The organism is Paraburkholderia franconis, assembly GCF_009362735.1.
Lineage (GTDB): Bacteria > Pseudomonadota > Gammaproteobacteria > Burkholderiales > Burkholderiaceae > Paraburkholderia > Paraburkholderia franconis.
This window is the reverse complement of sequence record NZ_WHNP01000001.1, coordinates 328,465-341,273: the sequence shown is the minus strand read 5'-3', so window position 1 is coordinate 341,273 and position 12,809 is coordinate 328,465. Positions and strand designations below refer to the sequence as shown.

Annotated in this window: 8 protein-coding genes; 2 read left to right on the top strand and 6 right to left on the bottom strand. The window is 64.3% G+C overall.

All coding sequences use genetic code 11. The features are described from left to right. Positions 1-7: 7 nt before the first annotated feature. From GCT13_RS01640 to mprF, 4 genes are all read right to left on the bottom strand, one after another. Positions 8-490: a (2Fe-2S)-binding protein gene (locus GCT13_RS01640; RefSeq protein WP_152755015.1), complete on the bottom strand. Its 483-nt coding sequence runs from the start codon at positions 488-490 to the stop codon at positions 8-10. Further along, positions 478-2,784, bottom strand: coding sequence for a xanthine dehydrogenase family protein molybdopterin-binding subunit (locus tag GCT13_RS01635; RefSeq protein WP_152755014.1), 2,307 nt, complete (start codon positions 2,782-2,784; stop codon positions 478-480). Before GCT13_RS01635 ends, GCT13_RS01640 begins: the two co-directional genes overlap by 13 nt. A gap of 676 nt (positions 2,785-3,460) precedes the next feature. Beyond that, positions 3,461-4,738, bottom strand: a complete 1,278-nt coding sequence (locus tag GCT13_RS01630; RefSeq protein WP_152755013.1) for a virulence factor family protein — start codon at positions 4,736-4,738, stop codon at positions 3,461-3,463. Beyond that, a complete protein-coding gene (mprF, locus tag GCT13_RS01625) occupies positions 4,735-7,326 on the bottom strand; it encodes a bifunctional lysylphosphatidylglycerol flippase/synthetase MprF (RefSeq protein ID WP_152755012.1) in 2,592 nt (863 codons plus the stop codon). Before mprF ends, GCT13_RS01630 begins: the two co-directional genes overlap by 4 nt. A gap of 211 nt (positions 7,327-7,537) precedes the next feature. Here mprF and GCT13_RS01620 point away from each other — a divergent pair, with 211 nt between their 5' ends. Continuing rightward, positions 7,538-7,843 (top strand): hypothetical protein, encoded by a 306-nt coding sequence (locus GCT13_RS01620; protein ID WP_152755011.1) that lies wholly within the window; start codon positions 7,538-7,540, stop codon positions 7,841-7,843. Positions 7,844-8,013: 170 nt separating this feature from the next. Then, a complete protein-coding gene (locus tag GCT13_RS01615; RefSeq protein WP_152755010.1) occupies positions 8,014-9,678 on the top strand; it encodes a tetratricopeptide repeat protein in 1,665 nt (554 codons plus the stop codon). Positions 9,679-9,790: 112 nt separating this feature from the next. On the opposite strand, the gene GCT13_RS01610 is transcribed toward GCT13_RS01615, so the two are convergent. Continuing rightward, positions 9,791-11,350 carry a DHA2 family efflux MFS transporter permease subunit gene (locus GCT13_RS01610; protein ID WP_152755009.1) on the bottom strand — a complete coding sequence of 520 codons (1,560 nt, stop codon included), beginning with the start codon at positions 11,348-11,350 and terminating at the stop codon, positions 9,791-9,793. A gap of 105 nt (positions 11,351-11,455) precedes the next feature. Continuing rightward, positions 11,456-12,781, bottom strand: a complete 1,326-nt coding sequence (locus GCT13_RS01605; RefSeq protein ID WP_152755008.1) for an HlyD family secretion protein — start codon at positions 12,779-12,781, stop codon at positions 11,456-11,458. Positions 12,782-12,809: the final 28 nt, after the last annotated feature.

The following is a 12,809-nucleotide window of genomic DNA, read 5'->3' as shown; positions in this document are numbered from 1 at the left end:
CCTTCTTTCAGCCCTTCTCACACGGACTGGCGTTGCTCCTGACTTGGCCCGTTGCTTCGAGAATCGCCTGCCTGATGCGCGGATAAGTGCCGCAACGGCAAATGATGCCGTGCATCGCGCAGTCGATATCGTTCATGCCCGGATGCGGATTGTTGAGGATCAGCGCGCTCGCGGCCATCAGTTGCGCGCTCTGGCAATAGCCGCATTGCACGACGTCGATACGCGTCCACGCTTCTTTCAGCGCACGCGCTTGCAGTCCGTGCAATCCTTCAATTGTCGTCACGTCATTGGCGCCGATATCGGAGAGCTTTTCCTGGCAGGAGGTCTTTGCTTCCTTGCCGACGAGTACGGTACACGCGCCGCACACGCCAACACCGCATCCGAATTTCGTGCCGGTCATCTTCAGCTCGCAGCGCAAGACCCAGAGCAGTGGCGTCGTGGGATCGGAATACACGTCGACCGTCTTGCCGTTGATATTCAGCTTGAGCATGTTGCACTCCCGGAGTACAGCTTCACTTTGAACGGCAACGTGCGAAAGCGCATGCCCGTCAGCGCGAATAGCGCATTCGCGACAGCGGGCGCGATGGGCGGCAGCGCGACTTCTCCGACGCCTTGCGGATGCCCTTTGGACGGCATGATCTCGACGCAGATGTCAGGGCATTCGTCCATGCGCACGACATCGAATTCGCTGTAGAGGCTCTCGACAACTGCGCCGTCGTCGAGCGTGATTTCTTCCTTGAGCGCAGCGGAAAGGCCGAACACGATCGCGCCTTCCACCTGCTGCCTGATCAGATTCGGATTGACAGGCAAGCCGCAATCGATCGCACAAAACACGCGGTTCACCTTCAACGCATTACCCGCTTCCATCGATACATCGACGACCTGCGCCACCACGCTGCCGAATGCTTCATGCAGCGCGACGCCGCGCGCGTGCCGGATACCGTTGTCGGACCATACGAGGGGCGCATGCCACCCGGACATGCTCGCCACTTTCTGCAGAACGGCCAGATGCCGCGGATGCCGCGCCAGGAGACTTGCGCGAAACGCGACAGGGTCTTTGTGCGCGGCGGCGGCCAGTTCGTCGATAAAGCTCTCGATGAAGAACGCCTGATGCGAATGCCCGACCGAGCGCCAGAAGCCGACGGGCATCGGCAAATCGATCGTGCGTTGCCCGATCCACACGTTCGGCATTTCATAAGGCTGATCGAACGCGCCTTCGGAAACGGTCTTGTCCAGATTGAGGCCGATGTCGGGGATGTGGTAATTGCGCGCCATCCACGTCATGACGATCGATTGGCTGACCGACGCGTTGTGCCAGGCGATCAGTTGGCCCTGCGCATCGAGTCCCGCCTTGAAGCGCGACAGGCAGGCCGGCCGATAGAAGTCGTGGCGCATGTCCTGCGGACGCGTCCAGAGCGTTTGCACAGGGCGTCCGTTGGCTTCGCGCGCAATCGCCACCGCCTGCACGATGAAGTCAACCTCGAGCCTGCGTCCGAACGCGCCGCCTATCAGTTGCTGCTGCAAATCGACCTGCCCGGGGTCGATGCCCAGCAGCTTCGCGGCATGCATGCGCGCGACGGCGGGCACCTGGGTCGCGGCCCATACCGTTGCCGTGCCGTCCTTGATTTGAGCGGTGCAGTTCACAGGCTCGAGCGCCGCATGCGCGAGATAGGGCACGTGATACTCGGCCATGACGGTGTGCGCGGCGCGGCCCAGCGCGGCATCGACGTCGCCGTGGCTGTACCACGCGTGGCCGTCGCTCTCGTCGAGCGCCTGCGACAGACGCTCGACGACGGCGACATTGTTCAACCCTTTGGTCGCGCCGTCGTTCCATTCGATCGACAGCACGTCGAGCGCATTCATCGCGACAAACATGTTGTCCGCGATCACCGCGACGCCGCCCGTGCCACCGTTGTACGCATCGACGGCGAATACGCGCTGCACGCCCGGCAGTGCCGCCGCCACCGAGCCGTCGAACTTGCGCACCGTTCCGCCGGGTGTCGGGCACATCGCAATGCTCGCGTACAGCAGGCCATCCGGCAGGACATCGATGCCAAAGCGCGCGGTGCCGTCCATCTTCGAAGGCGCTTCGATGCGCGTGAGCGGCTTGCCGATCAGCTTGAAGGTATCCGGGTCTTTCAGCACGGGCTTGCGCGGCAGCGGCTGGCGCGCGGCTTCGGCGGCGAGTTGCCCGAACGATGCGCTGCGCCCCGAGCCGTGCAAAACCTTGCCCCTTTCGACGCGGCATTCCGACGCCTTCACGCTCCAGATTTCGGCGGCCGCGCCAATCAGCATCGCACGCGCGCACGCGCCCGCCTCGCGCATCGGTTGCCAGAGATCGTTGATGGTCGACGAGCCGCCCGTCATCGACGTGCCGAAATCGCGCGTGAGCTTGCGCGCGAGCCACACCGTGAGTTCCTTGATGACGCCGTCTTCGTCGGGGCGAAACGGCAGATCGCCGACGACGCTTTCGACGTTGTTATAGATCCCGTCGACGGGCGCATGGGCCACGCGGATGTCCCGCCAGTCCGCATCGAGTTCCTCGGCCACCAGCATCGCGAGCCCCGTGTGCACGCCCTGTCCCATCTCGGCCCGGCACATCATCACGGTGACGGTGTCGTCGTTGGCGATCTTCACGTAGCCGTTGAGCGCCGATTCGCCCGGCCGCACAGGCAAGGGCGCCGATGCGACGATCCGCTGACGCGGCGGCAGCGCCGACCATCCGACGATCAGCGCGCCAACTGCGCCCGCACCGCCCAGCAGGAAGGTTCGACGCTTCAGCATGGTATCTCTCAGAGGAATACAGCACGGACACCAGTAAAACGCACCAGTCGCGGCTCAACTGAAAGCCTCGGATTCACCTGCCGACGATGCGCCGCTGCATACTTCTATTTCCTGTTCGAAAAGCGCCAATTCAAATCCGGTCAAAGTTCATATTAGTGCGCATTCGCCGAATTGCGGCGCACTCGATGAAAAAGCCGATAGAGCCTGAAAAGATTGCGACAGTGCGGAAAAACCCGCATTGCCCGACCGTGCAAGGCGAACGCAATGCGCAAAACGCACGCGTGCGTGATCGCCGTGAATAAGCGCTTAAATCAAGCCGCATCAGGGCTTTAGCATAGACACGGCACCATGCTGCAACGCAATCCAATCCAGTGGCATATCGCTTGCGTCGATCTCTGCCAGGCGCTGTGTCACGACGACCGCCAGGTCTCGGCAGTCGCACAGGGAGAAACGAGATGCCTTATCTGATCGGTTGGTTGCTAGGTGTGCCGCTTATCGTCCTCGTGATTCTGTATTTGATTTTTCACTAAAGACGCACAGCTGATGCGGCCATTGCAGCCGCAACAATAATCGAAGATGCGGGAGACACCCGCGCGTTCCATCGCAAGCGCGGCGACTGTCGTTCATCCACTGTCGCCGCGCTGCATCCGCTATAAAGGCCGAAACAAGCGCGATTTCAAACGCCGCCAGCCTGCTTTTTCAGCGCGCCGAGAATACGTTTTTCGAGCACCGCGTAGTCATGCCCGAAGTGATGATCGCCCGATGTGCGGATCACTTCGATACCCGTCTTCGTGAGCGTCGGGCACAGCGTATCTTCTTCGTGCTCGCCGTAGAAGCACTGCACGATCCGCGGCGGCAAACGCTCGAGCTCGGGCTTCACTTTCAGCGCCTTGTCGCTGGCGGGCATGCCGAGCCAGCCCGTCACGCGAATCTGGAAGTCCGCAGCGGGCGCGAAGCCGAGCAGCGAAATCAGCGCCACTTTCGCGCGCATCGCATCGGGCAAGCGGTTGTACGCGAACGGCATCACGTCTGCGCCGAACGAATAGCCGATCAGCGCGACGTGGTCCGCGTGCCAGCGCGTCGTGTAGGTTTGCAGCACGCGCGCGAGGTCGTGGCTCGTCTGTTGCGGCGAGTGCTCGGACCAGAAGTAACGCAGGCTGTCCCAGCCGATCACGGATACGCCATCTTTCTGCAGCTCTTCGGCAATCGTCTTGTCGAGATCGCGCCAGCCGCCGTCGCCTGAAATCACGATCGCCATCAGGCCGTTCGGATGCGCGGCAGGCAGTTCGATCAACGGCAGATCGGAGACGTCCTCTTCCTTCATCGGCGCGACGCGCAGATGCGGCGTCGTCAGCTCGACGATCCGCTGCGTACCGGCGGAAGCATTAGCGTCCGTTTCGACGAAGCCGGGCAAGCCGGGGCCGTGCGTGATGGTCGGGTCCGGCGGGCAGGGGTTGAAACGCTTGTCGAGACTACTCTGCGGCGCGACCGATACGGCGCCCGCCACCGTGTTCTCCGCCGCCTGCTTCAGCACCGCCATCGCGAGCGTCGCGCCCTGGCCCGAGCCCGCGAGGATCGGCATGAAATAGCGGTTCGACTGCACCTGGCGTTCGAGCTGGTGACTAACGGCTTCCGCATCGCCGACGATCTGATGGCAGGTCTCTTTCTTCGCAGCGAGATTCGCCGCGTACTTTTTCGTATCGACGCCGACCACCATTGCACCGTCCTTCGCGAGCGCGTCGGCGGCCTGCTGATCCGCAGCACTCCAGCCGCTTTCGCGCGAGAACAGCACGACGAAGCCGTGTACTTCGCCTGCGGGCTTCGTCACCGTGACCTGACCATAAAGGCCGCCGGATACGGTTTCATATGCGTGCGCCGACGGTACGATGCCCGCGAGCGAGCACAGCGAAACGCTCGCCAATGCGGCGAGCCGGTAAAACTTTTGCTTGATCATGAACGCCGGCCCCCTGCCAGCAATGACAGATCCGCGAGCGTGAAGAACACGCCGACAGACCCCGATGCAGCGAGATAGCGCGGCTCCCATTGAGGCTGGAATTTGCTCTTGAAAGCGCGCAGTCCGCGGAAGTTATAGAAGCGGCCGCCGAAGCGCCACACGATGCCCGCGAGCCGGTGCCAGCGCGACGCGAGCGGCGTCGGCGACATGCCGGAGAACGGCGCCATGCCGAGGCTCAGCGAACGGAAGCCCGCGTGCTTAAGATGCAGCGCGAGCTGGGTGAACAGGTACTCCATTGCGTACGGCGACGCTTGCGGCACGTGGCGCATCACGCCGACGGTCGCTTCCGTGTTCAGGTCCGTCGTCATGAACGTGACGAACGCGACGGGCTCGCCGTTCTGACGTACGAGCATCACCGATTGCGCAGCCAGATAGTCCTCCGTGAATGCAGCAACGGAGAAGCTCTTTTCGCGCGCATCGCGGCTGTCGAGCCAGACGTCGGAAATCGCGCGCAGCGTCTCGATCGATTCGGGCACACGCGCCGGCTCGATTACTTCGACCGTAAAGCCGTCGCGCTCGCCGCGCTTCAACGCATAGCGAAGATGCGCGCGATGCGAGCCCTTCAGGTCGAATTCGTCGAGCACGACATGCGCTTCCTCGCCGAGCTTCATCAGCGTGAGACCCGCGTCGAGATAGAGCGGCAGCGCGTTCGCGCGCACCTGATAGAACGCCGCGCGCCCGCCATGCGCATGCGCGAGCGCGACGAACTCGCCGATCAGCTCGGCCCACTCGTCGCGCGGGCCGACGGGATCGTGCAGCGCAGCCCACGTGCGACCGTACTTCGCGTACATCAGAAAGGCTTGGCGCGACTCGGAGAACAGGAAGCTCTTGTCGCCCATCAGCGCGAGACCGGCGTCGCTTCGTTCCTGAGCGCGAAAGATGCGGGCCGCGTCCTCGAGATCCTGCTTCGCCGGCTTCACGAAGCGGCCCGCTGCAGGACGCAGCAATTGCCAGAACGAGAACGTCGCGGCGAACAGGCTGGCCGCGAGCGTCGCGCGCAGCGCGCGCGGCGCGCGATCGTCGAAAGCGAATTGCCACCACAGGTCGCGCGTATAAGGCACGTCTCGGAACGCGAACAGCATCACCCACACCGCGAGCATCAGCACCATCATCACCGACACGAGCCAGGCCGCCGTGAACGGCTCGGCAAACAGCGACGAGCGGCGGTTGAAACGCGAGCGCGTCGCGAGCAGCAAGACAATCAGCGTGGACAGCACGCCCGCTTCGACGAACGCGAGACCCTTCGTCAGCGACAGCGCGAGACTCAGGACAACGAGGCCGAGCGTGAGCCACCAAGCCGCATCGAGACGCCGCGACAGACCGCGCGCGACGAACAGCAACGCCACGCCGACGAGGCTGCACAGCAACTGCGAGCCTTCGAGCACCCACAGCGGAAGAAAGTCGCGCAGGATCGCGATGCGATGCCAGAACGCGGGCGTCGCGCTTGAGATCACCAGCATGCCGCCGACAACGAATGTCACGAGGCTCAGAAACAGCGGCGCAAGCTGCGATACGGCGGCCGCGTGATGCAGCGGCAGATGCTTCTTCAGCGCGCGTCCTTCGAAGCCGGCCAGCAGTCCCGCCGACACGATCAGCGGCAAGCCGAAATAGATCGCGCGATAGGCGAGCAGCGCGGCAACCATATAGTGCGTCTGCACGCTGCTGCCGAGCGCGAACACCATCGCCGCCTCGAACACGCCGACGCCGCCCGGCGTATGGCCGATCAGGCCGAGCAGCATCGCGGCCGCGTAGATCGTGATGAACGACACGAAGCTCACGTCCGTGTCCGGCAACAGCGCCCACAACGCGAGACCGGCAGCGACCACGTCGAGTGCGGCGAGCAGGACCTGCGCGACGAAGTCGCGGCGCGACGGCACATCGAACGCGAGCCAGCGCCAGCGCGTGCGGATTTGCCGCGTGTTCTTGCCGCACGCGAGCGTGACGAGCCCGAGCAGCGTCAGCAGCGCCGCGCCGCCCCACGCGAGCGCGCCCGTCGGGCTGTGGAGCATCGGCGCGAGCGTCGATGCGTCGCACAGCATGCCGAGCGCCGTCATCAGGACGAGCGCGAGCGCAAGCGAAACGCTCGTGAAGACCGTCATGTGGCCGATCTGTGCGGGCGTCACGTCGGCGACGGCGTAGACGCGCGCGCGCACCGCGCCGCCCGTCAGCGCGCCGAAGCCGGTCACGTTGCCGAGCGCCGAGCCCGCCGTCGCGCCGATCCAGAGCGCCGCGCGCGGCACCGTCTTGCCGACGTAGCGCAGCCCGACGGCATCGCGGCCCGCGAGAGCGATATAGCTGAGCACGGTCGCGCCGAGCGCGGCCGACCACTCGCCCGCCGTCAGATGACGCAGGTGGCGGATCACCGAGCGATAGTCGACGGCCTGCGACAGATGCTGGAACACGATCAGGAGCAGCACGCAGACGCCCAGCGACAGTACGGGCGACAGCAGCCGCCGGCTGCCGGACGCAGCGCATGCTCGTTGAAGCAGCGCGGCCGCGCGGCTCGAAAAACGGGGTTGGTCAGACATGGATGAATTCGGGTGTTGCCTGGATGCGCAGCAATGGTCTCGTTGCGTCCGCATCGAATAAGGTTGGATTTCGGAGCGAGCCGGGGGCTATGGCCGACCTGACTTCGCCTTTTTCAACTCTTTACAAACGGACAACGGCAATTTGCCCAAAAGGTTGACACCGGGACGAACCCGGAGACGATTTTTTGCGGTTTTCGCTTAAGAAACCCTGATGTGGCCGGCAATCGGCCTGACATTGAGGCGGATCTTCCCGACGTCAATTTGTCCCGGCCGGGCGCAGCTCATGACGCGCGCGGCCGCACGCCGACCCGCATGGCGGCTTGCTCTCCGGCCAGCGCGAGAGCACCGGATGTACCGGCTGGAACAAATTCCGGCGATGGCGGTTTTCGTGTTCAGGCTGATCGAGCCCGCGCGCACGATACCAGATTTGTCCTTACGTTTACCCTTATTCGACATTGCACGCGCTTTCATCGTCATACGAATGTCGAAAGAAACCGGGGCGGCAACCGTCAAATGAATGCCGTGTGATGCCTGCGATCCGACTTCCGCCCGAGGTCCGTTGCCCGCCTCCCAACACTCCTGCGCCTTAGCTCCCGGCTGGCCCTGTTTCTTCCAGCGTCAGACGAATTGGCATGTTCAATGCCTTGTGACAGGTGCGCCAATCGCAGCGCAATGCAAGGAGACCCCATGAAATCTCTCGACAATCCGCTCGCCGCGTTGATCTGGGCGATACGGTTTCTGTGCCGCCACGTGCTGTATCTCGGCATCGTGATTCCGCTCGTCCTCGTCGCGGCGTTCTACCTCGGACCGCGGATCATCGCGCTGTGCGGCGTATGGTTCGATCCGATGACACTCGTCGAGCCGATCGCGGTCTCCGACGATTTCAAGCGCCGGGGCTACACCGATCAGACCTTGCAGCATGTGCTCGTCGATACGCTCAGCGATCTGCGCAAGGAAGCCGAATCCGTCACGCCCGCAAACGATACCGAGCACGTGCTGTCCGAGTTCAAGCTGCCCGACATCACGGTGCCCGGCACCGATCTGTCGATCCGGCCGCTGATCGAATTCGCGCGCACGCTGCTCAAGCGTGACTCGTCGGTGTACGGCACGGTCGTCGGAACGCCGTCGTCGTTCGCGATGATGCTCACGCTGCGCGATCCCGACGGACGCACCGTCGCGCTCGGCAACGGCGTGTCGTCGGGAGCAGCCGCGCACGCCGATGCATCGAGCGAATCGCAGGCGCTCACGCATGCGCTGCGGCAAGCCGCGATGACGATCCTTCAGCATCAAAGCCCGCTGCTGTACGCGTCGTATCTGACGCAGATGGAGCAGAAGCGCTGCTTGAACGGCAACGCGGGTGGCGCGGGCGACGCGCCCTGCCAGTTCGACGACATGCGCGAGCGCTTCGAACAGCTTGCGGCGGGCTCGGGACGCGATGCGTCGGGCGCGTCGAAAGAGGATGCCGCGTGGGCGCTGCTCGCGCTGTCGAAGCTCGACGCCTACGCGCGCGACTACGAAGGCTCGGTCCGGCACGCGCGCCGCATCGTCGACATGAGCGGCGAGCTGCATGCGTGGAAGAAGGTGCGTCCGTGGGCGTACTACAACTGGGGCGTCGCGCTCGCCGACATGGGCTGCTACCAGCACGCCGCCGAGGTGCTCAGGCGCGCCGTGCAACTGCACAAGGACTACGCCCCCGCGCACAACGCACTCGCGCGCGCGTGGCTCGGGCTCGCGCAGATGCCGGCGCTCGCGGGCGTCTCGATGCAGCCGGGCACCGACTATCGCGCCGCCGCCGTCAACGAACTGCGAGTCGCGATTGCAAAGAATCCCGGCTATCAGGAAGCGTATGTGAATCTCGGCGACGCGCTGCGTCTGCCGTCGATGAAGACCGGCCTCGTCTCGCCCGCCGCGATGGACGAAGCGCGCGACGCGTATCGCACGGCCGTCGCGCTGAACATCGACGACGCCGGGCGCGCGTACGAGCGGCTCGAAGCGCTGCACGACAGCGCGTTCATGAAGGTCGCGGCGCGTATCACGCGCAGCCGCGCGCAATGCTCGACGGGAATGGCGCGCTCGCTGCTCGAATCGTGGGGATGCAGCGATGCACAGATCGCAGCGGGCGCGGGCAACGACTCGGCGGACATGCAGCCCGTCGCGATGCGACCCGAAGCGCGCGCGAGAGCGTGCAACAAACCCGAGCTAATGCTGCCGACGGACGCGCCGACGAACAGCGTCAACACACGCGGCACCGGCATCATCGAAGTGAAGAACATCGACGCGACACCGACGCCGCATGACGCAACGCCCGCTGTCGATCCCGTTCGCAAGGCCGTCGCGCAGCAGCGAGGCTGAGCGCTTCACCGTCGCTTCCGCCGACGCGCTCAGCGCTCCAGCGAAAAGCCCCGCTCCATTGACGGGACCGTGCTTCACACGCGCGCTCGCGATCGGCTCAATCGGTTCACGCTCAATGCGCGCCTGCCGCCGCCGCGCCGCCAGCGCCGCCCTTGGCAGGCCGCGTCAGCCAGATCAGCGGAATGATCACGATGAAGATCATCGACGACAACCAGAAGATGTCGTTCAGCCCGAGCATCGCGGCCTGCGCATTCATCGACTGCTCGAAGAACGCGACAGCCTGATTCATGCTGCCGCCGAGCGTCGAGTGCACGTTCGCGATCGCGTTCGTGTACGCGGGGTTGTTCACGCTCGACTGCTCCGCGAGTTGTGCATGGTGCAGGATGGTCCGGTTGTTCCAGCCCGTCGTGATCAGCGACGTGCCCACGCCGCCCGCGAACACGCGCACAAAGTTCGACAGACCGGCTGCGGCCGGAATCTTGTCGGCGGGCAGGCCCGACAGGATGATCGCCGTCAGCGGCACGAAGAAGAGCGCCATCGGAATGCCTTGCAGCAGAGTCGGCAGGATCAGCGTCCACGGGTCGACGCCCGTCGTGTACTGCGAACGCATGAAGAACACGCCTGCGAAGCCGATGAAAGCGAGCGTTGCGAGCACGCGCGCATCGGACTTCGGCATGATCTTCGCCATCACGGGCGCGAGCAGCACGGCGAAGATGCCGAGCGGCGCGGTCACGAGACCGGCATCCACGGAACGATAGCCGAGATAGCCCTGAATCCATTGCGGCAGGATCACGAGGTTCGAGAAGAACACCGCATACGCGACCGAGATCGCAATCGTGCCGCCGCGGAAATTGCGCACGGCGAACAGGCGAATATCGACGATCGGGTTCTTCTCCGTGAACTCCCAGATCAGGAAGAACAGGAAGCTGACGGCCGCAATAACTGCGAGCGTGCAGATCACGGGCGAGTTGAACCAGTCGAGGTCTTTGCCCTTGTCGAGCATGATCTGCAGCGACGCGACCCAGGCGATCAGCGACAACAAGCCGACTTTGTCGATGGGCAGCTTGCGTGCCGGCGATTCGCGGTCGCGATAGATGATCCACGTTACGGCGGCAGCGAACAGGCCCACGGGAATGTTGATATAGAAGATCCACGACCAGCTGTAGCTGTCGGTGATCCATCCGCCGAGCGCCGGACCTGCAATCGGGCCGACGGTCGCCGTCATTGCCCACAGCGACAGCGCCGTCGAGCTTCTTTCTTTCGGATATGAGCCGAGCAGAATCGCCTGCGATAGCGGAATCAACGGACCAGCGACCGCGCCCTGCAACACGCGCGCGGCGAGCAGCACGATCAGGTTCGGCGCGACGCCGCACAGCCACGACGAGAACACGAACAGCAGGATCGCGGCGACGAACAGCTTGATCTGGCCGACGCGCTGCGTGAGCCAGCCCGTCAGCGGAATCGCGACGGCATTGGCCGCCGAGAACAGCGTGATGACCCACGTGCCTTCGTCGACGGACACGCCGAGATTGCCGGAGATGGTTGGAATCGCGACGTTCGCAATCGACGAGTCGAGCACGTTCATGAACGTCGCAAGCGCGACGGCGATCGTCGCGAGGACCAGCTTTCCGCCTGTGAGCGGTGGCGGTGAAAGTTGCGTCGAGGGATTCATGTCAGTTCAAGTTCAAAATTTTCTACCGGTCAGCGGGTTTTATCTGACGGATCAGATAATTGGGCGAACCGGGACATGGATATGAGCCGCGTCCCGGCGTGCGAATTAGCCGGCGCGCTGGGCCGAGCCGCCCCGCTTGTCGCCCTTCTCGCCCGCGTCGCGCTTCGCAAGCGGCCGCGACGATGCGGCGCTGGCCATCGCGCCCTCACGCATCGGCACGCTGTTCTGCGCGATGATCTTCTCGATCTCCGCATCGGCTTGCGCGCCGTATCCGTCGAACACATCCGTGTGATACGTCGTGTTCATGGCCGTGCCGAGTTGCGCACCGGCGTCGTCGCGCGTGTCGACATCGACTTCCATCGAAAGGCCGATACGCAGCGGATGCGCTTCGAGTTCCTTCTGGTCGAGCTGGATACGCGCGGGCAAGCGTTGCACGACCTTGATCCAGTTGCCCGTCGCGTTCTGCGCGGGCAGCGTCGCGAACGCGCTGCCCGTGCCCGCCGAGAAGCCGACCACGCGGCCGTGATACTGGACCTTGCCGCCATACACGTCCGCCGTCAGCGTCACGGGCTGACCGATGCGCATGTTGCGCAACTGGCTTTCCTTGTAGTTCGCATCGACCCACACGCCGTCGAGCGGCACGATCGCCATCAGCGGCGTGCCCGGCGATACGCGCTGGCCGACCTGCACCGAGCGCTTCGCGACATAGCCGGTGACGGGCGCGGGCAGCGTGTTGCGCGCATACGCGAGGTACGCGTCGCGCACTTTCGATGCGGCGGCCTGCACGTTCGGGTGCTGCTCGATCGTCGTGCGGTCGGTCAACGCGCGGTTCGCTTCCGCCTGTTGACGCGCGGCATCGAGCGCGGCCTGCGCGGCCGTTACGGTGTCGCGCGCGTGCGCGATGTCTTCCGCCGACACGGCGCCCGTATCGGCGACTGCCTGGCGGCGGCGCAGATCGTCCTGTGCGCGCGCCAGATCGGATTGCTTCTGCGCGACGTTGGCCGCATAGAAATCGTTGTTCACGTACAGGCTGCTCACTTGCCGCACGGTCTGTCCGAGCGTCGCTTCGGCGTTGCCGAGCGCGACCTTCGCATCGGCGTTGTCGAGCTTCACGACAGAGTCGCCCGCTTTCACGACCTGCGTATCGTCTGCGTTCACGGCGACGACGGTGCCCGTCACTTGCGGCGTCAACTGCACGAGGTTGCCGCTGACGTACGCGTCGTCAGTGGTTTCGTGATAGCGGGCATACGTCATGTAGTACGCGCCATACGCCGCCGCCGACACGACGACGGCCACGCCGAGCAGCGCGAGCAGAAGCTTGCGCTTGCGCGTGTTGGGCTCGTTCGCGGCAGCATCCTGCTTCGCGGGCGCCGCGGCCGTGGCTTGCGTTTCTTGCGTCGCTTGACGCTCCGTGGTGTTGAGTTCGCTCATTTCTATTCTCCAGGCGGATTCGGTGAGT